Genomic DNA, 24124 nt, shown 5'->3' with positions numbered 1-24124 from the left:
GTAGCCTGTTCTCTGCCTCAGGCTACCTGAAACCCATCCGACTATGACCCCACCCCACCCCATTCCCGCCCAACGCAATCTGCTGATTCTCACCGCCGCCAGCCTGCTCAACTTTGCCCTGCTGGCGCTGGCCGCCTACGCCCCGTGGCCGGTGGCCGTGCCGGCGGCGCTGCTGTTCGGCCTCAGTAACAACACTGTTTTCGCCCTGCTGCACGAGTGCGTGCACGGCGTTTTCTCGCCCCATCCCACCGTCAACCGCTGGGCCGGCCGTTGGGCGGCGCTGTGGTTTCCCACCGGCTTTTCCGTGCAGCGCGCCTTCCACCTGCTCCACCACCGCCACAACCGTTCGCCGGCCGAGCAGTTCGACACCCTGCATCCCGAAGACATCCGCTGGCTCAAATACGCGCAATGGTATGCCATTTTTAGCGGACTCTATTGGCCGGTCAGCGTGCTCGGCGTACTGCTCTACGCCTTCACGCCGCCCTTTCTGCGCCGCCTGCTGAACCGGGCATTCGGACGGCAGGGCAGCGCACAAACCAGTGCCGAGCACTACATCGGCATCCTCGATTCGCTGCCCTTCTCCGCCCGCCTCGAAGTGTGGGCCGCCCTGCTGTTTCAGCTTCTGCTGCTGTGGGGCTTGGGCGGAGCCTGGGGCGCGTGGCTGGCCTGCTATGCCGCCTTTGGCTTTTTGTGGAGCTCGCTGCAATACACCGACCACGCTTTTTCCCCCTTCGACAACCGCAACGGCGCGTGGAATCTGCGCGTACCCGCCTGGCTGCGTGCCGTCTTTCTCAATTACCACCTGCACTTGGCCCACCACCAGCACCCCGATGTGCCGTGGATTCACCTGCCCCGTTACGCCACACCCGGCCCGCGCTTTATCGATGTCTGGCTCGCCTGCTGGCGCGGCCCGCAAACACCGGAACGCTTTCCGACATTCAAACAGTATCCGCCGCTGTAAACGCTTTCAGGTAGCCTGAAACCAGAAAAACGGCAATCCAAATCTGATCAGGTGTGGATGCCGTGCAAGGCCTGGCAACGCAACAAACTTGAAGACCAAAGTGTTCTATAGGCCAGTCCGATCAAACACCAAACTGAACGCGTGAGCCGCCTCCTAGGTCTTGAAGGCACAAAAAAGAAATGTACCGCAGATAGGAGGAGGCCTTTGCAAAACCTCCAGATGCGGATGCAGTTCAAGGCGTAGCAGCGCAGCGAGCGTGAACGCCAGGAATCCCTGTGGGAAAGACATAGGGGCTGAAGTAGATTAGAAGTCATGCTAGGCTACTAAAATGAAGATAACCCACTGTAAATTAAAAAAGACGACACAAAGAAAGCTGCTCGAATATTTTGTGCTGGAAGTAACCGCCCGTTCCGCTGCCGATATCTTGGGTATCCAACCTAACACCGCCATACTGTTTTACCGCAAAATCCGCCAAGTGATCTGCCATCATCTGGCTTTGGAGGCAGATCAGGTTTTTGAGAGCTCCGTAGAGTTGGACGAGAGCTACTTCGGCGGTAAGCGCAAAGGGAAACGCGGCAGAGGAGCCGCAGGCAAAGTGGTGGTTTTCGGCATCCTCAAACGCGGCGGCAAGGTTTATACCGTCGTGGTGGACAATGCTAAGAGGGAAAGTTTATTTCCTGTTATTACAAAGAAAATTCTGCCGGATAGCGTGGTTTATACAGACAGCTTGAGTAGTTACGATGTACTGGATGTCAGCGGTTTTCACCACCACAGAATTAACCACAGTAAGGCATTTGCCGAGAGGCAAAACCACATCAACGGCATTGAGAATTTCTGGAATCAGGCCAAGCGTGTCTTGCGCAAATATAATGGCATTGACCGAAAGTCTTTTCCTCTATTCTTGAAAGAATGCGAATTTCGTTTTAATTTTGGGACGCCAAAGCAGCAGCTAAAAATTCTGCGGACTTGGTGCGAAGTTTAGGACTAGAGCAATTTCGATTTAATTCATTACATACCCAGCTGATTTGAAGTAATTGGCACACTCTTGAGCCGAGAACAAATCAACCAGCTGCCCCATGCGCTGCCACAGCGCACCCACCGTGCGCTCGCCCGCCCTGCGCAGCAGCGCCTTGAACTTGGCAAACAGCTTCTCGATGGGGTTCAAATCCGGCGAGTACGGCGGCAGATAGCGAATGCTGGCGCCCACGCCTTCGATGGCTTCTCGCACGCCCGCCACTTTGTGGCTGGAGAGGTTGTCGGCAATGACGATGTCGCCAGGGCGAAGTGTCGGGCACCGAAAGGTTTTGACCCACGCCAGAAACACGGCGCCATTGATGGGGCCATCGGTCACCATGGGGGCCGTCAGTGCATCACAGCGCAAGGCGGCAATGAAGGTGCTGGTCTTCCAGTGCCCATGCGGGGCGCTGGCCACGCAGCGTTGACCGCGCGGGGCGCGCCCGCGCAGCGGCGTCATGCAGGTGCTGCTCCAGGTCTCGTCCAGAAATACCAGGCGCCTGGCATCGAGCCGGGCCTGCTGCTGTATCCAGCTCGCCCGTGCCTGCTGCACGTCTTTACGTTCCTGCTCGCTGGCGTGCAGCGTTTTTTTTGAAGCTCAGCCGCCATTTGTTGAGCTGGTGCCACAAGGCCGAGGGTTTGATGCTGATGCCATGCCCGGCCAAGCGCTCGCACATTTGCACCAAGGTCAGATCGGGCTCTGCCTTGATCCAGTCGCGAATCATGCCTTCCACCGGCGCCAGCCGGGAAATGCGCTTGCCGCCTTGCTGCCGGCTGCTGCGCTCGCCTTCTTTCTCGAAGCGGTCACGTACGTGATATACCCACATGCGGCTGACTTCGTAACGACGGGCAATGGCTCTGGGGCGCTCTCCACGCTCCAGCGCTCCCAACACTCGGTCTCGCAGGTCTTGCGAATAGGCTCGCATCTCATGCTCCGGCTGCCAGAAAAAACCTATTATGTAACGTTTTTAGTCGAAGTTGCTCTAATCTACTTCAGCCCCAAGACATATCACACGATAGGCAAGCGAGCGAGCAGTACCCATAAGGCATAAACGCACAACGCAGAAATGCGCCGCAGATGGAGGTTTTGCAAAGGTCTCAGAAGATTATTGACTGGATGGCAATCGTGCACCACCCCGCCAAATCGCGGTACCGTTCAGCGGCCGACCCAGCCGAAAACGGCAGACAGAAAAAACCCCGCGTGAAACGCGGGGTTGGTTGGCTTCAAGCAGTCGGGCGGGGATTACATCATGCCCATGCCGCCCATACCACCCATGCCGCCCATATCGGGCGCTGCAGGTTTGTCTTCCGGGATTTCGGCAATCATGCAGTCGGTGGTCAGCATCAGACCGGCGATGGAGGCGGCGTGTTGCAGGGCGGAGCGGGTCACTTTGGCCGGATCCAATACGCCCATTTCAATCATGTCGCCGTAGCTGTCGGTGCCGGCGTTGTAGCCGAAGTTGCCTTGGCCTTCCAACACTTTGTTCACCACCACGCTGGGTTCGCCGCCGGCATTGGCCACAATCTGACGCAGCGGAGATTCCACCGCACGCAGCACGATTTGTACGCCGGCTTCTTGGTCGGCATTGGCGGTTTCCACTTTGCTCAAAGCAGCACGGGCACGCAGCAGGGCCACGCCGCCGCCGGCCACCACGCCTTCTTCCACCGCCGCACGGGTGGCGTGCAGGGCGTCGTCCACGCGGTCTTTCTTCTCTTTCATTTCCACTTCGGTGGCGGCTCCCACTTTGATCACGGCCACGCCGCCGGCCAGTTTGGCCACGCGCTCTTGCAGCTTCTCTTTATCGTAATCGCTGGTGGCGGTTTCGATTTGGGTGCGGATTTCTTTTACGCGGGCCTCAACGGCAGCTTTGTCGCCCAAACCGTCGATGATGGTGGTGTTCTCTTTGCCCACCTCGATGCGTTTGGCTTGACCCAAATCTTCCAAAGTGGCTTTTTCCAAAGACAGGCCCACTTCTTCGGCAATCACGGTACCGCCGGTGAGGATGGCGATGTCTTGCAGCATGGCTTTGCGGCGGTCGCCGAAGCCCGGCGCTTTCACGGCCACGGTTTTCAGAATGCCGCGGATGTTGTTCACCACCAAAGTGGCCAAGGCTTCGCCTTCTACGTCTTCGGCGATGATCAGCAGCGGACGGCTGGTTTTGGCCACTTGCTCCAATACCGGCAGCAGATCGCGGATGTTGCTGATTTTCTTGTCGAACAGCAAAACAAACGGGCTGTCCAAACCGGCAATCTGTTTTTCCATATCGGTAACGAAGTAGGGAGACAGGTAGCCGCGGTCAAACTGCATGCCTTTCACCACTTCCACTTCGTTTTCCAGCGACTTGCCGTCTTCCACGGTGATCACGCCTTCTTTGCCCACTTCGTTCATGGCTTGGGCGATGATGTCGCCGATGGATTCGTCGGAGTTGGCGGAAATCGAAGCCACTTGGGCGATTTCTTTAGATTTCTCCGGCACCGGCTTGGCGATGTTTTTCAACTCGTCCACCAAAGCGGTCACCGCTTTGTCGATGCCGCGTTTCAGGTCGGTCGGGTTCATGCCGGCGGCCACGTATTTCATGCCTTCGGCCACGATGGCTTGCGCCAATACGGTGGCAGTGGTGGTGCCGTCGCCGGCCACGTCGGACGTTTTGGACGCCACTTCTTTCACCATTTGCGCGCCCATGTTTTCAAACTTGTCTTTCAGTTCGATTTCTTTGGCCACAGACACGCCGTCTTTGGTGATGTGCGGGCCGCCGAAGGCGCGGTCGAGCACCACATTGCGGCCTTTCGGGCCCAGGGTCACTTTTACTGCGTTGGCCAACACGTTTACGCCGTTGACCATTTTCTGACGAACGTCATTGCCGAATTGTACGTCTTTAGCTGCCATAATTATTTACTCCAAAATCAATGATTTAAGTTTTCGGGTAGCCCTTGCGAAACCTTAGGCTACCTGAAGGATTATTCTACGATACCGAAAATGTCTTCTTCGCGCATTACCAGCAATTCGTCGCCGTCCACTTTCACAGACTGGCCGCTGTATTTGCCGAAAATCACCTTGTCGCCCACTTTCACATCCAGCGGACGGCGCTCGCCGTTTTTGTTCAGCTTGCCTTCGCCAACGGCAACCACTTCACCCATATCGGGTTTTTCTGCCGCAGCGCCCGGCAACACAATGCCGGAAGCGGTTTTTTCTTCCGCTTCCAAACGCTTCACTACTACACGGTCGTGCAAAGGACGGATGGCCATAATTTTCTCTCCGATATTCAATTGTTTGAAAAATTTCCGGCCCGATGGGCCCGTTAAGAAAGCGCCCGCTCCAAACGGCGGCGCGCCAAGTGTGCAGGCAAAATAAGGCTGGGCGGCACGAATTCAAGTGCCCTGCGGCAAAATTTCTGCCGCTGACGCACCTCACAAACCTATCTGCTTTGCCTGCTTGAAAAAATTCCTTCTCGTCTATTCCATTTATCTGCCGGGAGGCTACCTGAAAAGCGCCCCACAGCCTTTTTGATGCCCGTGCCACGCGGTTTGCCAACGGCTTGTCAATTCTGCACAATACGGCGGCCAATCAGCCAACCACACAAAGGAGAAACGCATGAGCGCCCTGCAACGCATCCAAGTGCCGATGCCCGACACCGTGGCGTTTGAAACCGAGCTTACCGTCTGCATCGGCGACATCAATTACGGCAACCACCTCGCCAACGATGCGGTGTTGCGGCTGGCCCACGAAGCACGCATCCGCTTTCTGGCGGCCCACGGCTGCAGCGAGCTGGATGTTTTCGGCGCCGGCCTGATCATGGCTGATGCGGCGGTGCAATACTGTGCCCAAGCGTTTCACGGCGATGTGCTGCAGGTTCAGGTAGCCGTCGGCCACATCGGTAGCGCGGGCTTTGCGCTTTACACCCGCTTTTGCCGCCGCAGCGACGGCGTGGAAATCGCCCGTGTCAAAAACGGCTTGGTGTTTTTCGATTATGCCGATCAGCGCGTGGCGAAAACCCCGCCGGCCTTCCGCGAGCGGTTTGGAGCAGCCGCCGCAGAATAAACTCAGGCAGCCTGAAGTTTCTTTAAGGGAATCCGCTTTGCCGCAGGCTACCTGAACACACCTACACCAGCCGGCTTGGGCTTCAGGCTACCTGAAAGCCATCAAACCCTATTGCGGTTTATTCATGCAGATTGAGGTAGAAACGGCTGCCTTGCATATTCTCCACCGCCTGCAGCAAGAGGGCGAAATGCTCGTCGTTGCCGCACAAATCCAACTCGTCGGCATTGGCAATCAACAAGGGCGCGCGGTCGTAGAGGTAGAAATAGCGGTGGTATTCTTCGTGTATCTGGCGCAAATAGCCGGGCGGGAACAGATTGACCGCCGCCTCGCCGCGTTTTCGCAGGCGGCGCTCGTCGGTTTCCGCCGAAGTTTGCAGGTAAATCACCAAATCGGGCACCGGAAATTCGGGCATGATTTTCTGCTTGATTTCCCAATACAGCGTCTGCTCGGCCTCATTCAAAATCGCCGGCACGTAAATCTGGTCTTTTTCCAGCAGAAAATCGCTCACTACCCGCTGCTGCATGCCGGCATGCGCATCGTGGATTTCGTCCACCGCCGCGATGATGCCGAGCATTTCGGCGCGGCGCAGCAGAAAGTGCAACTCGGCGGCCAGGCCGTGGTTGGCGGCATTGAGGTAAAACTGCTCCAGAAACGGATTCTGCGCCGCCGCCTCGCTCAGCAAGGGGCAGCCGTAATGCTCGGCCAAACGACGGCTGAGGGCGGACTTGCCGCTGCCGATGGCACCTTCGACAACAATATAGCGGTTTTTGTTTTGCATAAAAGCCGTCCCTTCCGGGCTACCTGAAAAGCGTTGTATCCAGTTTGACCACCCCTTGGCCGGCCAAGGCCGCGGCCAACTCGGCGGCGGTCTGCTGCCGGCCGGGCAGGCGGTGCTGCGGCGCGATTTCGGCCAGCGGCACCATCACAAAACCGCGCTCGGCGGCACGGGGATGGGGCAGCTGCAAATCCGGCGTGTCCCACACTTGGCCGTGGTAATCGATGATGTCCAAATCCAGCGTACGCGGGGCGTTGCGGAAGCTGCGCACCCGGCCGGCCGCTTCTTCGGCGGCCTGCAAGACGCGCAGCAGCTCGGGCGGCGGCAGATCGGTTTGCAGCAGGGCCACCGCATTGATGAAATCGGGCTGCTCATCATAGCCCACCGGTGCGGTGCGGTAAAAAGACGAACAGGCGGCTACCTGAATCGAGGGATGGGCGGCCAAAGCAACCAAGGCGGATTGGAGCTGGCGAACGGGCTGTGCCAGATTGCTGCCCAAAGCGATGTAAACCGGATTCATGCCGACGTTTCCTCACGCTTGGCCGCCGGTTTTTTGCGACGGCGGCGGCGTTTTTTCGGCGCAGCCGGTTCGTCGTCCAAGCGGCAGGGCTGCTGTGCCTGCACCATGGCCACCCGTTGCGCTTCGTCCGCCTCTTGGAAAGAGGCCCACCAATCGGCGGTTTCCTGCTCGGCTTCGCCGGTTTGTGCGCGCAAGAGCAGAAAATCGTAAGCGGCGCGGAAACGCTGCTGCGCCAACAGGCGGAACGGACGGGCGCCGCGGCGGTGGTCGAAACGCGGCTGTAAAATCCAAATCTCGCGCATGGTGGCCGCATAGCGCTGCGGCACACCCCAGCCCTTTTCCATTTGTTCGCGCATCTGCGCAATCGCGGCCGACAAAGCCGCATCGTCTTTTTTGCCCTGCCGGCGCTGTTGCTGCCAATAACGCTGCACCTGCGGCCACAACACCGCCGCCAGCACAAACCCCACCGACACCGATTGGTCTGCCTTCAGGCGGCGGTCGGTATTGGCCAGCGCCAATGAGACCATATTATGCTCCCCCGCCGGCGGCAGGCCGTGCAGGGCGGCATCCAGCAGGGGATGCAGCGGGCGGGCATCCATCTGCAGCTGTTTGAGCTGGCGCAGGCAGTCTTCGGCCGAACCGGAAAACAAGATTTTCATCACCTCGTCAAACAGGCGCGCCAAGGGCTCTTTCGGCAACAGATGCAGTTGCGCCGCAATCGGCTCAGCAGTGTCTTCGGCTACCTGAAAACCCAGTTTGCCCGACAAACGCGCTGCCCGCAGCATACGCACCGGGTCTTCCTGATAGCGTTCGCGGGCATCGCCGATCATCACCAGCCGTTTGGCGCGGATGTCGTCCACACCGTAGTGAAAATCGGTGATTTCTTGGCGTTGCGGGTTGTAGTAGAGCGCATTGCAAGTGAAGTCGCGCCGTTCCGCATCTTGGGCCAGAGTGCCGTAACTGTTGTCCTGCATGATGCGGCCGTGTTCGTTTTGGCGGGCGGGCCGGCCGCCGCCGCGAAAAGTGGTCACCTCGATGGTTTCCGGCCCCACCATCACATGCACAATCTGAAAGCGCCGCCCGATGATGCGGCTGCGGCGGAAAATTTTGCGCACCTCTTCCGGCCGCGCATTGGTGGCCACATCGAAATCCTTGGGCTCGATGCCGAGCAGTAAATCGCGCACCGCACCGCCCACCACATAGGCTTCAAAACCGGCCTGATGCAGGCGGGACACCACTTTCTCGGCCGCGAAACTGATGCTGCCCGCTTCGATGCCGTGCTCGGCAAAAGGCAACACGGTTTTCCGAGGACGCACGGCCGCAGATTTGGCGGGAAATACTTTATGTAGCCACTTTTTCAACATATTGCGTTCAAAATCATCCAGCATGCCGGCGGCGCAAGGGCGCCGCCAAAAAGTGCGCAGTATAACCGAATTTGCTCCGCCTGCCCGAATCCGGCTGTGCATACAAGAGAAAAGCGGGCATTTTTCCGCGCAGGCAACCATCCGAATGATTTCTTTGCCGGCGGAGTCGGACCCGAGCAAACACATCGCGCCGGCCACACCAGCATAAAAAGGCTGCCCGTTCAGGGCAGCCTGTCTGAGACCTTTGCAAAACCCCCATCTGCGGCGCATTTCTGCGTTGTGCGCTGCTCGCTCACTTGCCTATCTGTATGATATGTCTGCGTTCGCTGCGCTGCTACGCCTTGAACTGCATCCACATCTGGGGGGTTTGCAAAGGTCTCTGTCTGTTTGAGGCAATGTTTTACAGCACCGCTTTCACCGCGGCCACCACCTTGTCCACCGTGAAACCGAATTCGGCAAACAGCTGCTCGGCCGGGGCGGATTCGCCGAAGCGGTCCAGGCCCACCACTTTGCCGTCCAGGCCCACGTATTTATACCAGCCGTCGCTGACGCCGGCTTCCACCGCCACTTTGGGCAATTGCGGCGGCAGCACGCTGTGGCGGTAGGCGGCATCTTGACGGTCGAACACATTGGTGGACGGCATCGATACCACGTTCACCGCCACGCCTTGTTCGGCCAAAGCCTGTTGCGCTTGCAACGCCAGCTCCACTTCGGAGCCGGTGGCGATAATCACCGCTTGGGCGCTGTCGGCCTCGCTCAACACATAGGCCCCGCGGCGGATGTCGGCCAACTGCGCGGCGCTGCGCGGCACAAAGGGCAGATTTTGGCGGCTGAACACCAGGCAGCTGGGGTGGTCGGCAGCTTTGGCGGCTTCGGCCCAGGCCACCAGGCTTTCGGCGCTGTCGCAGGGGCGCCAAACCGTCATGTTTGGAATCAGGCGCAAGGTGGCGGTTTGCTCCACCGGCTGGTGGGTGGGGCCGTCTTCGCCCAAGCCGATGGAATCGTGGGTGAACACAAACACCGGGTTGATTTTCATCAGCGCCGCCATGCGCAAGGCGTTGCGGGCGTATTCGCTGAACATCAAGAAGGTGGCGCCAAAGGGTTTCACGCCGCCGTGCAGCGCCATGCCGTTCATGATGGCGGCCATGCCGAATTCGCGCACGCCGTAGTGCAGATAATTGCCGCCTGCTTCGGCGCTCACCGCGCGGCTGTTCGACCAGTCGGTGAGGTTGGACGGGGTGAGGTCGGCCGAGCCGCCCACCAATTCGGGCAACACCTGCGCCAACACTTCGATGCTGTTTTGGCTGGCTTTTCGGGTGGCGATTTTTTCGCCTTTGTCGCACACCGCCGCCAGCGCGGTGTCAATATGGGCGTCGAAGTTTTCAGGTAGCCTGCCTTCGCTGCGGCGCAAAAATTCGGCGGCCTTGGCCGGGAAACGGCTTTGGTATTCGGCAAATAAACGCTGCCATTCGGCTTCCAGCGCCGCGCCTTTGTCTTTGGCATTCCAAGCGTCGTACACCGCCTGCGGCACTTCAAACGGGCCTTGCGCCCAACCCAAATTCGCGCGGGTGGCCGCGATTTCGTCGGCGCCCAAGGGCGCGCCGTGGGTTTTGTGGCTGCCTTCCTTATTGGCCGCGCCTTTGCCGATCAGGGTTTTGCAGCAGATGATGGAGGGCTTGGCGGTTTCGGCCTTGGCCGCAGCAATCGCCGCGCGCACCGCTTCGGGGTTATGGCCGTCCACATTCGGCACCACATGCCAGCCGTAGCTCTCGAAGCGCTGCGGAATGTTTTCGGTAAACCAGCCGTCCACCTTGCCGTCGATGGAAATATTGTTGTCGTCGTAGAGCACCACCAGCTTGCCCAGGCCCAAGGTGCCGGCCAGCGAGCAGGCCTCGTGCGACACGCCTTCCATCAAACAGCCGTCGCCCAAGAACACATAAGTGTGGTGATCGACAATATTCAGGCCGTCTTGGTTGAACTCTTCGGCAAGGATTTTTTCTGCCAGCGCCATGCCCACCGCATTGGCAATGCCCTGGCCCAAGGGGCCGGTGGTGGTTTCCACGCCGTCGGTGTAGCCGTATTCGGGGTGGCCGGGAGTTTTGCTGTGCAGCTGACGGAAGTTTTTCAAGTCGTCGATGGAAACATCGTAACCGCTCAGGTGCAGCAGGCTGTAGAGCAGCATGGAGGCGTGGCCGTTGGAGAGCACAAAGCGGTCGCGGTTAACAAAACGCGGGTTGGCCGGGTTGTGCCTGAGAAATTCGCGCCACAGCACATCGGCCATCTCGGCCATGCCCATCGGCGCGCCGGGGTGGCCGGAATTGGCTTGCTGGACGGCGTCCATGGAGAGGAAACGGATGGCATTGGCGGTGGGTGTCGGCATGGTGTTGAAGCCTTTTTCAGTGTGTGGAAAAACGGCGCGGATTATCGCATTATTTGCCCGCTTCGGACAATCCGCCGCCCCGGCCAAACGGCAGAAAACAGCAGCATGAGGCTACCTGAAAACACTCCGGGCATACGAAACGGCAAGCCGAAAAAAGCGGCCACAACGGCATGGTAACCGTTGCGGCCGCTTTTCAATGGGCTTGCGGCAAAACCATCAACCCACCTTATCCCCCGGCTGCGCGCCGGCATCCACGTCCAGCAGCTTCAGTTTGCCGTCTGCCGTGGCGGCGGAAAGGATCATGCCTTCGGATACGCCGAATTTAGCCATTTTGCGCGGGGCAAAATTGGCAACGGCGATCACCATGCGGCCGTTGAGTTCGGCGGGGTTGGGGTAGCTGGCGGCGATGCCTGAGAAGATGATGCGTTGTTCAAAGCCGAAGTCGAGGTCGAATTTGAGCAGTTTCGTGCTGCCTTCGACGGCTTCGCAGTTCAGCACTTTGGCGACGCGCATGTCGATTTTCATGAAGTCGTCGAAGCTGGCTTGTTCGGCGACGGGCGTGTATTGGTTGGTTTCGGCGGGGGCGGCTTCGGCTGAGGCCGTACCACTGGCAGGCTGCGCACTCTGAATGCTTTGTTTGTTGGCTTCGATTAAATCGTCCACTTGTTTTTGCTCCACTCGTTGCATTAAATGTTCGTATTTGTTGATGGTGTGGCCTTCGGGCAGTACGGTTGCGGCATCGGCCCAGCGCAGGCCGTCGAGATTGAGGAAGGCGGCTGTACGTTCGGCGACTTTGGGCAGCACGGGCGCGAGGTAGATGGTGAGGATTTTGAAGGCGTTGATCAGCTCGCTGCATACTTCGTGCAGGCGCGCGTCTTGGTCTTCTTGTTTGGCCAACTCCCACGGTTTGTTGGCATCGACGTATTCGTTTACTGCGTCGGCCAGCGCCATGATTTCGCGCAGGGCTTTGGCGTATTCGCGGTGTTCGAAATCAGCAGCGATGCTGTCGCACTCGGCGGCGAGTTTTTGCAGCAAAAGGCTACCTGAAACGTCTTTCAGACGGCCTTCAAAGCGTTTGGCGATAAAGCCTGAGGCACGGGCGGCGATGTTGACGTATTTGCCGACCAAATCGCTGTTGACGCGGGCGATGAAGTCGTTCAGGTTCAAGTCGATGTCTTCGATTTTGCTGTTGAGTTTGGCGGCGATGTAGTAGCGCATCCATTCGGGGTTGAGGCCGCCGTCGAGGTAGGATTTGGCGGTGATGAAGGTGCCGCGCGATTTGGACATTTTTTGGCCGTCGACGGTTAAAAAGCCGTGGGCGAACACGCCGGTGGGGGCGCGGTGGCCGCTGAATTTGAGCATGGCGGGCCAAAACAGGGCGTGGAAGTAGAGTATGTCTTTGCCGATGAAGTGGTACATTTCGGTTTGGCTGCCTGCTTGGAAATATTCGTCGTAATTCAGGCCGGTGCGGTCGCACAGGTTTTTGAACGAGGCCATGTAGCCGACGGGTGCGTCGAGCCAAACGTAGAAATATTTGCCGGGTGCGCCGGGGATTTCAAAGCCGAAATAAGGTGCGTCGCGGCTGATGTCCCAATCGGAAAGGGTGGTTTCGCCGTTTTCTCCACCGCCCAGCCATTCGTTCATTTTGTTGAGGGCTTCGGCTTGCAGGTGCGGCTGGATGCGGCCGTCTGAAAGCGTGGTACTGCCGGAAGTCCATTCTTTCAGGTAGTCGGCGCACTCGCCGAGCTTGAAGAAGAAGTGTTCGGATTCTTTCAGCACGGGGGTGGCACCGGATACGGCGGAATAGGGGTTGATCAGCTCGGTAGGCGAGTAGGTGGTGCCGCACGATTCGCAGTTGTCGCCGTATTGGTCTTTGGCGTGGCATTTGGGGCATTCGCCTTTCACGAAGCGGTCGGGCAGGAACATGTTTTTTTCGGGGTCGAACAGCTGCTCGATAACGCGGCTTTCGATTTTGCCGTTGGCTTTGAGGGCAAGGTAGATTTGTTCGGAAAGCTGTTTGTTTTCAGGCGAATGGGTGCTGTAATAGTTGTCGTAGCCGATGTGGAAGCCGGTAAAGTCGGCCAAATGTTCTTCGCGCACTTTGGCAATCATGTCTTCGGGCTTCATGCCTTGTTTTTGGGCGGCCAGCATCACGGGCGTACCGTGGGTGTCGTCGGCGCAGCAGTAATGGCATTCGTGGCCGCGCATTTTTTGGAAGCGCACCCAGATGTCGGTTTGGATGTGCTCGACCATGTGGCCTAAGTGGATGCTGCCGTTGGCATACGGCAGAGCGGAGGTAACGAGGATTTTGCGTTGGGTCATGGTGGGGTGTGCCACAGAATATCAAAAGGCCGGATTATAGCCTAAATCCCCCGCCGTTCGGGTACAATGCCCGCTTCGGTTTCACGCAAGAGAAAGGCTGCGGCCATGATTTACGGTATCGGCACAGACATGCTCGACAGCACGCGCATCGAGCGGATGCACGCCAAATTCGGCCAGGCGCTGGCGGAAAAAATCCTCAGCCGCATCGAGTTGCTGGAACTGCCCTCGGCAGGCGATCCGGTGAACTACCTGGCCAAGCGCTTCGCCGCCAAAGAAGCGTTTGCCAAAGCGGTGCACACCGGCCTGCGCTCTCCGGTCACCCTCCACCACATTTCGGTCGGCCACGACTCGCTCGGCCGGCCGGAGTTTATTGTGGAGCCGCTGCTGCAGGCATGGCTGGACGAACGCGGCATCCGCAAAGTCCACCTCAGCCTGAGCGACGAAGGCAAGCTAATCATGGCGTTTGCCGTGGCCGAAAAGGCTGCCTGAACGCGCCCAAAAGGCTACCTGAAAACCGCCACCAAAAGAAAAAGCACCATGTTTTACAGCCGCCACGTTGCCTCCGGCCGCCTGCTCGAACAGCGCCCGCCCGAAGAAACCCCTGTTTGGATCGCCGCACTGGATGCCGTCCGTGCCCGCCAGCCCGATTGGGCGACCGCCGGCGTGCAGGCGCGGATTGCCGCCCTGCTCCGTTTTGCCGAACGCCTTGCCGATACCAAACACGAACTGGCACGTATGGTGTGCGAAGAAGTGGGCCGCTGCCTGCGCGAATGCGAAGCCGAACTCGACAAATCGGTGGAACTGGTGCGCTACTACGCCCGTTTGGCTCCGCAGCTCTTGCAACACCAAACCATCGCCACCCAAGCCAGCCTCAGCCAAGTGCGCTTCGAGCCTTTGGGCGTGGTGTTGGCCGTGATGCCGTGGAACTACCCCGTGTGGCAGATCATCCGTTTCGCCGTACCAGCACTTTGCTCCGGCAACGCCTGCGTGGTCAAACCCGCGCCCAGCGTGCTGCGGGTCACGCAGGCGCTGTTCGACCTGGCCGGCAGCGAGCTGCCTTTCCGCCCGCTGTGGCTGGCCGAAGCCGATGTGGCCGAGGCCATCGCCCGTTGCGACGCCATGGCTTTCACCGGCTCCACCGACACCGGCGCCAAACTGGCCGCCCTGGCCGGCGCCAGCCTGAAAAAATCGGTGCTCGAACTGGGCGGCAGCAACGCCTTCATCGTGCTCGACGACGCCGACCTGACCCAAGCCGCCGCCGACGCCTGCTATTCGCGCTTCCGCGACGCCGGCCAATCCTGCAACGCCGCCAAACGCATCATCGTGACCGAAAACGCAGCCGACGAGTTCACCCGCCTGTTTCTGCACGAATGTGGCTACCTGAAACGCGGCGACCCCATGCACGCCGACACCACCCTCGCCCCGCTGCACCGCCGCGACCTCCAGCTCAAGGTCCACGCCCAAGTGCAGGATGCCGTGGCCCACGGCGCCGAACTCTTGCTCGGCGGCAAACTGCCCGACGACGGCAGCACCTTCTATCCCGCCACCGTGCTCAGCGGCATCACGCCCGCCTGCCGCATGTACCGTGAAGAAGTGTTCGGCCCCGCGGTGGGCATTTTCCGTGCCCGCGATGCCGCCGATGCCGTGCGCATTGCCAACGACAACCGCTTCGGCCTCGGCGCCAGCATCTACTCCGCCGACCACGAACAGGCCTGGGCGCTGGCGCAGCAAATCGAAGCCGGCAGCGTGTTCATCAACCGCCACACCAGCAGCGATTTGCGTCTGCCCTTCGGCGGCGTGAAAGACTCCGGCTACGGCCGCGAACTCTCCGAATTCGGCCTCTACGAATTTGTGAACGTAAAAAGCTACTGGCAGAAATAAATCCCCAATTCAGGCTACCTGAAAAGCCTCGCCGCCTTTCAGGTAGCCTGAGACCTTTGCAAAACCCTCAGATGTGGATGCAGTTCAAGGCGTAGCAGCGCAGCGAGCGAAGACATATCATCTAGATAGGCAAGCGAGCGAGCAGCGCACAACGCAGAAATGCGCCGCAGATGGGGATTTTGCAAAGGTCTCAGCCTTCAATATGATTACCCCGTCCGAAAGCCCCCTATGCGCGACCAAAAAATGAACGCTTTTATCGTGATGGACATCGTGCGCGAAGCCGCCCGTTATCCCCACGCCGTCCACTTCGAAATCGGCCAGCCCGACCTGCCACCCGCCCCCGCCATCAAAGCCGCCCTGCAGCAGGCCGTGGCCGACAACCGCTTCAGCTACACCGAAAGCCTCGGCCTGCCCGAGCTGCGCGAAAAAATCAGCGCCCACTACCAAAACGAATACGGCGTACATGTTGCCCCCGAGCGCATCCTACTCACCCCCGGCACCAGCGGCGCCTTCCTCATCGCCTACGCCCTCACCCTGCCGCCCGGCAGCCGCCTCGGCCTCACCGACCCCTCCTACCCCTGCTACCAAAACTTCGCCCACCTGCTCGACGTGACACCCGAGTTTTTCCCCGTCGGCGCCGAAGACCACTACCAACTCCATCCCGACCAACTGCACGGCCGCCGACTGGCCGCCCTGCAGATTTCCTCGCCCGCCAACCCCACCGGCAACCTCTACACCCCCGAACGGCTGCAGGCCCTAAACGAACACTGCCGCACGCACGGCACCGCCTTTATTTCCGACGAGCTCTACCACGGCCTGGTGTACGACGGCCAAGCCGCCACCGCCCTGCAGTTCAACCCCGACGCCTACGTCATCAACGGCTTTTCCAAATACTTCTGTATGCCCGGCGCCCGCTTGGGCTGGGTCATCGTGCCCGAACACAAAGTACGCGCCGCCGAAGTCGTGGCGCAAAACCTGTTTATCTGCGCGCCCACCCTCAGCCAATACGGCGCCCTAGCCGCCTTCGATGAAGGCTACCTGAACGGCATCCGCGAGCAGTTCAAAGCCCGCCGCGACTTCCTCTATCAGGCGCTCAACCCCCTGTTTCCCATTGACGCCAAACCGCAGGGCGCGTTTTACCTGTGGGCCGACGTTTCCCGCTACACCGACGACAGCTACGCCTTCGCCAAACAGATGCTGGCCGATATTCAGGTAGCCTGCACCCCTGGCATCGACTTCGGCCGCCACCGCACCGGCCACTACCTGCGCTTTGCCTACACCCGCGAAACCGCCCATATGCAGGAAGGCGTGGAACGCATCCGCCGCTGGCTGGCCGAACGCTGAGCCCGCCGGCCAACAAAAAAAGCAGGTTGCCCAACCTGCTTTTTTTCTTGGTTTGCGAAACGGCCCTCGGCTTTTTGTTTCAGGTAGCCTGAGACCTTTGCAAAACCCCCAGATGTGGATGCAGTTCAAGGCGTAGCAGCGCAGCGAGCGAAGACATATCATATAGATAGGCAAGCGAGCGAGCAGCGCACAACGCAGAAATGCGCCGCAGATGGGGGTTTTGCAAAGGTCTCAGCCTGCCGCCGTACCCGCCTCTGTTTTGCCGGTTGCCAAACGGCCTTCCTACCGGCGCCTCAATCTTTTCCCGCCCCTTTTTTCCATTCTTCCTGCGCGCGGGCATACAGCGCTAAAGCCCGTTCGCGCTGGCGGGCATGTTGCACAATCGGCGGCGGATAGCCGTGGGTGTCGATGTTGTCGGCCCACAGCCAAGGGGCGTGGATGCTGCGGGCGTCGAGATGGGCCAATTCGGGCACATGGCGGCGGATAAACTGGCCTTCGGGGTCGAATTTCTGCGATTGGGTGAGCGGGTTGAAATGGCGGAAATACGGCTGGGCGTCGCAACCGGTGCCGGCCGCCCACTGCCAGCCGCCGTTGTTGGCCGCGAGGTCGAAATCCAGCAGCTGGCGGGCAAACCAGGCTTCGCCGATGCGCCAGTCGCACAGCAGGTCTTTGCAGAAAAACGAAGCGCACACCATGCGCAGGCGGTTGTGCATCTGCCCGCTGCGCCGCAGATGACGCATGGCGGCATCAATCAGCGGATAGCCGGTTTGGCCGGCCTGCCAGGCTTCGATGTCATCGGCACGGTTTTCCCAAGCCAGTGCGCGGTATTCCGGCCGGAAACCCTGCTCCGCCGCTTCGGGGTGGTGATACAGAAACTGCTGGAAAAATTCGCGCCAAATCAATTCGCTCAACCAAACCGATGCCCCTTCGCTGCCGTCTGCATACGCAGCCGCCGCCAGCCGCCGCACGGAAAGCGTACCGAAACGCAGATGCGGCGACAGCCCGGAGGTGCCCTTGCGCGCGGGGAAATCGCGCAACACCGCATAATCGCCCAAACGCGGCAAAAATCGCTGCCAAGCGGCTTGGGCGGCCCGTTCGCCGCCCGCTTGAATCAGCACGCTGTCGGCAAAACCCAAATCGGCCGGCCTCAGGGGCGCGGCGGCTTGGCGCAGGTGTTCAGGTAGCCCGCGCTGCAGGGCGGCCACATCAGCGCGGATATCGACGGGCTGCCAGCCGGCATAAATATCGGCATACAGCGCCAGCCAGGCTTTTTTATACGGCGTGAACACGGTATAGGGGCGGCCCTGTTTGTTCATCACCGTGCTCTTGGGCAGCAACACTTGGTCGCACACGCTGAGCAGGCGGCAGTTTTGCGCCATCAGACGGGCGCCGACGCGGTTGTCGCGGTCGATCGCCGCCGGCTCGTAATCTTCGGCACACACCACTTCCGCCGCTCCGCAGCGGGCGGCCAACTCGGGCAGCACTTCCTCCGGCAGGCCGTGCACGGTGTGCAGCGGCATGCCCAGCTCGGCCAGCTGCGCGGCCAAATCGTCGAGGCACTGGCAGATAAAGGTGAGGCGGCGGTCGTCAGGCGGCAGCGGGTCGAGAATGTGGCGGTCGAACACAAACACGCCCACCAGCGGGCGGCCGGCACGCATGGCGGCCATCAGCGCGCTGTGATCATCCAAGCGCAAATCGCGACGGAACCAAACTAAGGTGGTGGCGGTCATCGGGCTACCTGAAAACAAAACAGAGCTGGCATTGTAGGGCGAATCGGCCGGCAAAGAAATACGCCGGCGCATTTGCACCGGCGTATGGCAGGCAGGTCAGGCTAGCTGAAAGCTCAGGCCAGCTTGCCGTGGCATTGTTTGTATTTCAAACCGCTGCCGCACGGGCAGGGATCGTTGCGGTGGATGGCGATGCCGCGGGCGGCCAAGGCATCGGGGCTGAGGTCTTCCGGGCTCATGGCCGCCAATGCGGCGCTCTGGCTGGAGCCTTGCGCCAAGTCCGCCATCGCGGGCGCGGGGGAATGGCTTTCGCGGTATTGGCTCAGAGGCGCGGCCTCGGTTTCTTCGGCCACCGGCTCGTTGAGCTGGAATTGAATACGCGACAAGAGCTTGGCGGTCTCGGTGCGGATGTTCTGCCACAGATGTTGGAACATTTCGAACGACTCGCGCTTGTATTCCTGCTTCGGGTTTTTCTGCGCATAGCCGCGCAGGTGGATGCCTTGGCGCAGATAATCCATGGCGGCCAAGTGTTCGCGCCATTGGTTGTCCATCATTTGCAGGAAGATGTTGCGCTCGAACTGGGTCATGGTCTCGCGGCCGACCAAATCGGTTTTGGCGGCATAATCGGTTTCGGCCAGCGCCCACACGCGCTCTTTGACATCGGCGTTGTCCAACTGAGCGTCGGCTTTCAGCCATTCGGACACCGGCGCGTGGATGCCGTAATCGGACAAGAGCTGCATTTCCATTGCCGGCAGGTCCCATTGCTCTTCCAAGCTGTCTGCCGGCATATAGAGGTCAATCACGCCGTCGATGGCTTCCTGGCGGATTTCGCGCATCATCTCGCCGGTATCCTGACTTTCCAGCACGTCGTTGCGGTGTTGGTAGATGACTTTGCGCTGGTCGTTGGCCACGTCGTCGTATTCCAATACCTGTTTGCGCATATCGAAGTTGCGGCCTTCCACTTTGCGCTGCGCACCTTCGATTTGACGGGTGAGCAGGCCGGCCTCAATCGGGATACCGCGCTCGGGCGCCAGTTTGTCGAGCAGTGCAGCATGGCGGTCAAGGGCGAACAAGCGCAACAGCGGGTCTTCGAACGACAGATAAAAACGGCTGGAGCCGGCATCGCCCTGACGACCGGCACGGCCGCGCAGCTGGTTGTCGATGCGGCGGCTTTCGTGGCGCTCGGTGCCCACAATGTGCAGGCCGCCGGCAGCCAGCACTTTTTCGTGTTCGGCCGGCCATTCGGCTTCCAAAGCAGCGATGCGGCGGGCTTTTTCGGCTTCGTCCAAGGAAGGATCGGCCTGGATGATTTGGCTTTGGTGCTTCACGTTGCCGCCCAGCACGATGTCGGTGCCGCGGCCGGCCATATTGGTGGCCACGGTAATCATGCCCGGCTTGCCCGCCTGCGCGACAATATCGGCCTCGCGGGCATGCTCTTTGGCATTGAGCACGCTGTGGCGCAAGCCGGCGCGGTTAAGCAGTTCGGACACCAATTCGGAGTTTTCGATGCTGGTGGTGCCCACCAAAATCGGCTGGCCTTTTTCGTGACGCGCACGGATATCGGCTACCACGGCTTCGTATTTTTCTTCGGCGGTGCGGAACACTTGGTCGTTGTGGTCTTTGCGCACCATCGGGCGGTTGGTGGGGATGATCACGGTTTCCAAGCCGTAAATGCTTTGGAACTCGTAAGCCTCGGTGTCGGCGGTGCCGGTCATGCCGGACAGCTTGTGGTAGAGGCGGAAATAGTTTTGGAAGGTAATGGAAGCCAGGGTTTGGTTTTCGCGGCGGATTTCCACGCCTTCTTTGGCTTCCACCGCCTGATGCAGGCCGTCCGACCAACGGCGGCCCGACATCAAGCGGCCGGTGAATTCGTCCACAATCACAATTTCTCCACCCTGCACCACATAATGCTGGTCGAGGTGGAACAGGCTGTGGGCGCGCAAAGCGGCCATCAAGTGGTGCATAAGGGTGATGTTGCCCACCGAATAGAGCGAATCGCCTTCCTGCAACAGGCCCATGCCGGTGAGGATTTCTTCGGCGTGTTCGTGGCCGGCTTCGCTGAGCAGCACGGTGTTGTTTTTCTCGTCCACCCAGTAATCGCCTTCGCCCTCTTCTTCCTGCTGGCGCACCAGCTGGCCGGGCACTTTGTTCATCACCAGATAAAGATCGGTGTTGTCGTCGGCCTGGCCGGAAATAATCAGCGGCGTACGCGCTTCGTCGATCAGAATGGAGTCGACTTCGTCCACCACGGCGAAGTTCAGCTCGCGCTGCACGCGCTCTTGCACATGGTGCACCATATTGTCGCGCAGGTAGTCGAAACCGAATTCGTTGTTGGTGCCGTAGGTGATGTCGGCCTGATAGGCGGCCTGTTTGGCAGCATGATCCATATCGGCCACCACCACGCCCACGCTCAAGCCAAGGAAGTTGTAAAGCGGCTCCATAATGGCCGCGTCGCGGGCGGCCAGATAATCGTTGACGGTGACCACGTGCACGCCTTTACCGGCCAGGGCATTGAGGTACACCGCCAAGGTAGCCACCAAGGTTTTGCCTTCGCCGGTGCGCATTTCGGCGATTTTGCCCTGATGCAGCACCATGCCGCCGATGAGCTGCACATCGAAATGGCGCATATTCAATACGCGGCGCGAAGCTTCGCGGCAGACGGCAAACGCTTCTTCAAGAATGTGGTCGAGCGAGGCGCCTTCGGCCAATTTTTGTTTGAATTCGACGGTTTTGGCTTGCAGTTCGGCATCACTGAGCGCCTGCAGGGTGGGCTCCATGTCGCCGATGCGTTTCACCGCTTTGCGGTATTGTTTCAACAGGCGGTCGTTGCGGCTGCCGAATACTTTCTTGGCCAGTGCAGTAATCATAGAAAAATCCAATCTTGGGGAGCGGCCGCCGCCTGTGCTGCGTGGCGGCGGCAGTCAAAAAATCAACGCGCGATTTTAGCATAGAAGCGCCGTTTCGCGGGTACAATGCGCGCCAATATGGTGCCATAGGCCGGCTTTTCAAGCCGCTGCTTTCAGGTAGCCCCAAGCCGTTTTCCCCACCTGCCCTTTTCAGGTAGCCCCATGACCGACCTCGACCGCCTCAGTCGCGAAAACCACCTGCTCAACAACCTGATTGACCAAGCCCGCCGCTGGCAGCGCATCGAACCGCGCCTGCTGGCCGTCTTGCCGCCCAATCTGCAGCAGCGCTGCCGCGCCGTGCGCATCCGCGACGACGGCACCCTGGTGCTGCACGCGGCCGACAATCTGGCGGCCTCCCGCCTGCGCATGATTGCCCCGGCATTGGTGCCGAAGCTCCAAAGTATTGATTCCGCTATCCAAAGCGTTCACGTTAAAATCCGCCCCCCGGAAACGGTGGCGGAGAAAACCAAACAGGCCCGCCTGAGCCCCGCCGCCGCCGGACATTGCCTGGCCGCCGCCGAACGCCTGTCGCAGCAGCATCCCGACTTGGCCGAAGCTCTGCGGACTCTGGCAGCCAAAGCAGACCATAACAGGCCACCTGAACACTAAACCCTGATTGAAGAGCCGGCATCAAACGGCCTGGGTTGTGTCGCCATTGAGCCGGCCGCACGGCCAAGGGTTTCAGGTAGCCCGATCCCACCCCTACCAAAGGAGCACCCACATGAGCCCACGCCCTCTCGCCACCCCGCTGCGCATCAACGCCCACCACACCCTGCGCAACCGCGTCATCATGGGTTCCATGCACACCGGTTTTGAAGAACACGCCGAAGGCGCCGAACACTTGGCCGCCTTTTATGCCGAACGCGCCAAAGGCGGCGCCGCCCTCATCATCACCGGCGGCATCGGCCCGAATGCCGAAGGTGCGGTATTCGAAGGAGGCGCCAAACTCAGCGACGAGAGCGAAGTGGCCTGGCACCGCACGGTTACCAATGCCGTCCACCGCCACGGCGCCAAAATCTGCATGCAGATTCTGCACACCGGCCGTTACGCCGTCAGCCGCCAGCCCGTTGCTCCCAGCGCCCTGCCCACCCCCATCAACCCGGCCAAGCCGCGCGCCCTGAGCACCGAAGAAGTGCGTCAAACCGTGCGCGACTACATCCGCTGCGCCGAGCTGGCCAAGCAGGCCGGTTACGACGGTGTGGAAGTGATGGGCAGCGAAGGCTACCTGATCAATCAATTCATCGCCCCCGCCACCAACCAGCGCAGCGACGAATACGGCGGCAGTCTCGACAACCGCCACCGCTTCGCCGTAGAAATCGTCGAAGGCATCCGCCGGGCCTGCGGCGAAGACTTCCTGATCATCTTCCGCCTCTCCCTGCTCGATTTGGTGCGCGACGGCAGCACTTGGGAAGAAAACCAAGTCTTGGCCGCCAAACTGGAAACCGCCGGCGCCGACCTTTTCAACACCGGCATCGGCTGGCACGAAGCGCGCATTCCCACCATCGCCACCTGCGTGCCCCGCGCCGCCTTCGCCGAATTCACCGGCAAACTGAAAGCCGTGGCCAACATCCCCGTGATCGCCACCAACCGCATCAATATGCCGCAAACCGCCGAAGAGATTCTGGGCCAAGAGCTGGCCGATGCCGTCTGCCTCGCCCGCCCCTTCCTCGCCGATGCCGAGTGGGTGAACAAAGCCGCCGCCGGCCAAGACGAAGCCATCAACACCTGCATCGCCTGCAACCAAGCCTGCCTCGACCACATCTTCGCCGGCAAGCTCACCTCCTGCTTGGTCAACCCCTTTGCCTGCCACGAATTGCAGATGCCGCTCACCCCCGCCGGGCAGCCGAAAAACATCGCCGTCATCGGTGCCGGTCCCGCCGGCATGGCGTTTGCCGAAACCGCGGCCAAGCGCGGCCACCGCGTGACCCTGTTCGACCGCCAAGACAGCATCGGCGGCCAGCTCAACATCGCCAAAACCATTCCCGGCAAACCGGAGTTCCACGAAACCATCCGCTACTTCCGCCACGCCCTCAAGCGTGACGGCATCACCCTGCGCCTGAACACCGAAGTACAGGCGTCAGACCTGGCCGGCTTCGACGAAATCGTGCTCGCCAGCGGCATCGTGCCGCGCCGCCCGCCGATTGAAGGCATCGACCACCCCAAAGTGTTGGGCTACCTGAACGTATTGCGCGACCGCCTGCCGGTGGGCAAAAAAGTGGCCATCATCGGCGCCGGCGGCATCGGTTTCGACACCGCCGAATTCCTTGCCCACAGCGGCGAAGACAGCGCCCTTCACACCGTGCAGTTCCACCGCGACTGGCAAATCGACACCAGCCTCGAGCAACGCGGCGCCCTGCTCTCGTCCCGCCCCGCCCTGCCCCAAGCCGCCCGCGAAATCTGGCTGCTGCAACGCAAAGACGGCACCCCGGGCAAAAACCTCGGCAAAACCACCGGCTGGATCCACCGCCTCAGCCTCGCCAGCCAAGGCGTGCATTTGTGGGGCGGCGTGCAATACCGCAAAATCGACGACGAAGGCCTGCACATCACGCGCGACGGCGAAGACAGCGTGCTGCCTGTGGACCATGTGGTGATCTGCGCCGGCCAAGAACCGCAACGCGAACTGGAACAATCCCTGCGCGCCTTGGGCAAACCGCTGCACATCATCGGCGGCGCCGACCGCGCCGGCGAGCTGGACGCCAAACGCGCCATCCGCGCCGGCACCGAACTGGCTTTGGAGATTTAAGCCCCAACCACAACCGGGTGCGGCAGCCTTAAGCCACCCAATCTGTAAACTTTCTTTCTATCCAATAGCTATTTAATTCATCAGCCAAAAACCGAACCGCACCTGATTGAGTTGGACACTCCGCCCAACCGAATCAGGTGCGGTTTTC

The 24124-nt window shown here is 60.2% G+C and carries 21 protein-coding genes; 9 read left to right on the top strand and 12 right to left on the bottom strand.

Annotation, left to right across the window (positions count from 1 at the left end; translation table 11 throughout):
* Positions 1-43 precede the first annotated feature (43 nt).
* Both H3L94_RS03905 and H3L94_RS03900 read left to right on the top strand, forming a co-directional pair.
* Positions 44-961: a fatty acid desaturase gene (locus H3L94_RS03905; protein ID WP_182122734.1), complete on the top strand. Its 918-nt coding sequence runs from the start codon at positions 44-46 to the stop codon at positions 959-961.
* 328 nt (positions 962-1289) lie between these two features.
* Positions 1290-1943, top strand: a complete 654-nt coding sequence (locus H3L94_RS03900; protein WP_182122733.1) for an IS1595 family transposase — start codon at positions 1290-1292, stop codon at positions 1941-1943.
* Between the two features lie 18 nt (positions 1944-1961).
* Here H3L94_RS03900 and H3L94_RS03895 read toward each other — a convergent pair.
* From H3L94_RS03895 to groES, 3 genes are all read right to left on the bottom strand, one after another.
* Positions 1962-2901 (bottom strand): IS630 family transposase gene (locus tag H3L94_RS03895; RefSeq protein WP_182122732.1). Its coding sequence is split into 2 segments (ribosomal slippage): positions 1962-2567 and positions 2569-2901, totalling 939 coding nucleotides; the frame shifts between segments, so codons are not numbered across the junction.
* Positions 2902-3218: 317 nt separating this feature from the next.
* On the bottom strand, positions 3219-4862 hold the full coding sequence (groL, locus tag H3L94_RS03890; RefSeq protein WP_009117732.1) for a chaperonin GroEL: 1644 nt from the start codon (positions 4860-4862) through the stop codon (positions 3219-3221).
* Between the two features lie 71 nt (positions 4863-4933).
* Positions 4934-5221, bottom strand: coding sequence for a co-chaperone GroES (gene groES, locus H3L94_RS03885; RefSeq protein ID WP_009117731.1), 288 nt, complete (start codon positions 5219-5221; stop codon positions 4934-4936).
* 346 nt (positions 5222-5567) lie between these two features.
* Here groES and H3L94_RS03880 point away from each other — a divergent pair, with 346 nt between their 5' ends.
* Positions 5568-6014: an acyl-CoA thioesterase gene (locus tag H3L94_RS03880; RefSeq protein ID WP_182122731.1), complete on the top strand. Its 447-nt coding sequence runs from the start codon at positions 5568-5570 to the stop codon at positions 6012-6014.
* A gap of 118 nt (positions 6015-6132) precedes the next feature.
* Here H3L94_RS03880 and H3L94_RS03875 read toward each other — a convergent pair whose 3' ends face one another.
* The 3 genes from H3L94_RS03875 to pcnB are packed head-to-tail and all read right to left on the bottom strand — an operon-like array spanning position 6133 to position 8673.
* Positions 6133-6792 (bottom strand): deoxynucleoside kinase, encoded by a 660-nt coding sequence (locus tag H3L94_RS03875; protein ID WP_182122730.1) that lies wholly within the window; start codon positions 6790-6792, stop codon positions 6133-6135.
* Between the two features lie 19 nt (positions 6793-6811).
* A complete protein-coding gene (gene folK / locus H3L94_RS03870) occupies positions 6812-7309 on the bottom strand; it encodes a 2-amino-4-hydroxy-6-hydroxymethyldihydropteridine diphosphokinase (protein WP_182122729.1) in 498 nt (165 codons plus the stop codon).
* Entirely contained in the window at positions 7306-8673 is a 1368-nt protein-coding gene (gene pcnB, locus H3L94_RS03865) for a polynucleotide adenylyltransferase PcnB (RefSeq protein WP_182123094.1), read from the bottom strand. Before pcnB ends, folK begins: the two co-directional genes overlap by 4 nt.
* A 235-nt stretch (positions 8674-8908) precedes the next feature.
* Between pcnB and H3L94_RS12365 the strand changes: the two genes are divergently transcribed.
* On the top strand, positions 8909-9064 hold the full coding sequence (locus H3L94_RS12365; protein ID WP_244958869.1) for a lipoprotein signal peptidase: 156 nt from the start codon (positions 8909-8911) through the stop codon (positions 9062-9064).
* Between the two features lie 9 nt (positions 9065-9073).
* On the opposite strand, the gene tkt is transcribed toward H3L94_RS12365, so the two are convergent.
* Together tkt and metG are read right to left on the bottom strand one after the other, a co-directional pair.
* On the bottom strand, positions 9074-11053 hold the full coding sequence (gene tkt, locus H3L94_RS03860; protein ID WP_182122728.1) for a transketolase: 1980 nt from the start codon (positions 11051-11053) through the stop codon (positions 9074-9076).
* 216 nt (positions 11054-11269) lie between these two features.
* Positions 11270-13375 carry a methionine--tRNA ligase gene (gene metG / locus H3L94_RS03855; RefSeq protein WP_182122727.1) on the bottom strand — a complete coding sequence of 702 codons (2106 nt, stop codon included), beginning with the start codon at positions 13373-13375 and terminating at the stop codon, positions 11270-11272.
* Positions 13376-13480: 105 nt separating this feature from the next.
* On the opposite strand from metG, the gene acpS reads away from it, so the two are divergent.
* Entirely contained in the window at positions 13481-13864 is a 384-nt protein-coding gene (gene acpS / locus H3L94_RS03850) for a holo-ACP synthase (RefSeq protein WP_182122726.1), read from the top strand.
* A 48-nt stretch (positions 13865-13912) separates the two neighbouring features.
* Positions 13913-15256: an aldehyde dehydrogenase family protein gene (locus H3L94_RS03845; protein WP_182122725.1), complete on the top strand. Its 1344-nt coding sequence runs from the start codon at positions 13913-13915 to the stop codon at positions 15254-15256.
* Positions 15257-15294: 38 nt separating this feature from the next.
* Here H3L94_RS03845 and H3L94_RS12360 read toward each other — a convergent pair whose 3' ends face one another.
* Positions 15295-15441, bottom strand: a complete 147-nt coding sequence (locus H3L94_RS12360) for a lipoprotein signal peptidase (RefSeq protein ID WP_425325929.1) — start codon at positions 15439-15441, stop codon at positions 15295-15297.
* Positions 15442-15484: 43 nt separating this feature from the next.
* On the opposite strand from H3L94_RS12360, the gene H3L94_RS03840 reads away from it, so the two are divergent.
* Positions 15485-16600 (top strand): aminotransferase class I/II-fold pyridoxal phosphate-dependent enzyme, encoded by a 1116-nt coding sequence (locus H3L94_RS03840; RefSeq protein ID WP_182122724.1) that lies wholly within the window; start codon positions 15485-15487, stop codon positions 16598-16600.
* A 79-nt stretch (positions 16601-16679) separates the two neighbouring features.
* Here the strand turns inward: H3L94_RS03840 and H3L94_RS12355 are convergent, their stop codons facing one another.
* The 3 genes from H3L94_RS12355 to secA form a co-directional block, all read right to left on the bottom strand.
* Complete coding sequence (locus tag H3L94_RS12355) at positions 16680-16826, bottom strand: hypothetical protein (RefSeq protein WP_009117714.1); 147 nt, start codon at positions 16824-16826, stop codon at positions 16680-16682.
* A 67-nt stretch (positions 16827-16893) separates the two neighbouring features.
* Positions 16894-18402, bottom strand: a complete 1509-nt coding sequence (locus H3L94_RS03835; protein WP_342355422.1) for a cryptochrome/photolyase family protein — start codon at positions 18400-18402, stop codon at positions 16894-16896.
* A gap of 41 nt (positions 18403-18443) precedes the next feature.
* Entirely contained in the window at positions 18444-21194 is a 2751-nt protein-coding gene (gene secA / locus H3L94_RS03830; RefSeq protein ID WP_182122723.1) for a preprotein translocase subunit SecA, read from the bottom strand.
* Positions 21195-21395: 201 nt separating this feature from the next.
* Here secA and H3L94_RS03825 point away from each other — a divergent pair, with 201 nt between their 5' ends.
* Both H3L94_RS03825 and H3L94_RS03820 read left to right on the top strand, forming a co-directional pair.
* Positions 21396-21842, top strand: a complete 447-nt coding sequence (locus H3L94_RS03825) for a DciA family protein (protein ID WP_182122722.1) — start codon at positions 21396-21398, stop codon at positions 21840-21842.
* Between the two features lie 112 nt (positions 21843-21954).
* Positions 21955-23976, top strand: a complete 2022-nt coding sequence (locus H3L94_RS03820; RefSeq protein WP_182122721.1) for an oxidoreductase — start codon at positions 21955-21957, stop codon at positions 23974-23976.
* Positions 23977-24124 lie beyond the last annotated feature (148 nt).

Source organism: Neisseria shayeganii (genome assembly GCF_014054965.1).
Classification (GTDB): domain Bacteria; phylum Pseudomonadota; class Gammaproteobacteria; order Burkholderiales; family Neisseriaceae; genus Eikenella; species Eikenella shayeganii.
This window is presented reverse-complemented; position numbering and strand designations above follow the sequence as displayed.

Bases quoted from the DNA above. Each gene is read 5' to 3' on its own strand.
- H3L94_RS03905 (WP_182122734.1), top strand. From the start codon at position 44: ATGACCCCACCCCACCCCATTCCCGCCCAACGCAATCTGCTGATTCTC.
- H3L94_RS03900 (WP_182122733.1), top strand. From the start codon at position 1,290: ATGAAGATAACCCACTGTAAATTAAAAAAGACGACACAAAGAAAGCTG.
- groL (WP_009117732.1), bottom strand. From the start codon at position 4,862: ATGGCAGCTAAAGACGTACAATTCGGCAATGACGTTCGTCAGAAAATG.
- groES (WP_009117731.1), bottom strand. From the start codon at position 5,221: ATGGCCATCCGTCCTTTGCACGACCGTGTAGTAGTGAAGCGTTTGGAA.
- H3L94_RS03880 (WP_182122731.1), top strand. From the start codon at position 5,568: ATGAGCGCCCTGCAACGCATCCAAGTGCCGATGCCCGACACCGTGGCG.
- H3L94_RS03875 (WP_182122730.1), bottom strand. From the start codon at position 6,792: ATGCAAAACAAAAACCGCTATATTGTTGTCGAAGGTGCCATCGGCAGC.
- folK (WP_182122729.1), bottom strand. From the start codon at position 7,309: ATGAATCCGGTTTACATCGCTTTGGGCAGCAATCTGGCACAGCCCGTT.
- pcnB (WP_182123094.1), bottom strand. From the start codon at position 8,673: ATGTTGAAAAAGTGGCTACATAAAGTATTTCCCGCCAAATCTGCGGCC.
- tkt (WP_182122728.1), bottom strand. From the start codon at position 11,053: ATGCCGACACCCACCGCCAATGCCATCCGTTTCCTCTCCATGGACGCC.
- metG (WP_182122727.1), bottom strand. From the start codon at position 13,375: ATGACCCAACGCAAAATCCTCGTTACCTCCGCTCTGCCGTATGCCAAC.
- acpS (WP_182122726.1), top strand. From the start codon at position 13,481: ATGATTTACGGTATCGGCACAGACATGCTCGACAGCACGCGCATCGAG.
- H3L94_RS03845 (WP_182122725.1), top strand. From the start codon at position 13,913: ATGTTTTACAGCCGCCACGTTGCCTCCGGCCGCCTGCTCGAACAGCGC.
- H3L94_RS03840 (WP_182122724.1), top strand. From the start codon at position 15,485: ATGCGCGACCAAAAAATGAACGCTTTTATCGTGATGGACATCGTGCGC.
- H3L94_RS03835 (WP_342355422.1), bottom strand. From the start codon at position 18,402: ATGCGCCGGCGTATTTCTTTGCCGGCCGATTCGCCCTACAATGCCAGC.
- secA (WP_182122723.1), bottom strand. From the start codon at position 21,194: ATGATTACTGCACTGGCCAAGAAAGTATTCGGCAGCCGCAACGACCGC.
- H3L94_RS03825 (WP_182122722.1), top strand. From the start codon at position 21,396: ATGACCGACCTCGACCGCCTCAGTCGCGAAAACCACCTGCTCAACAAC.
- H3L94_RS03820 (WP_182122721.1), top strand. From the start codon at position 21,955: ATGAGCCCACGCCCTCTCGCCACCCCGCTGCGCATCAACGCCCACCAC.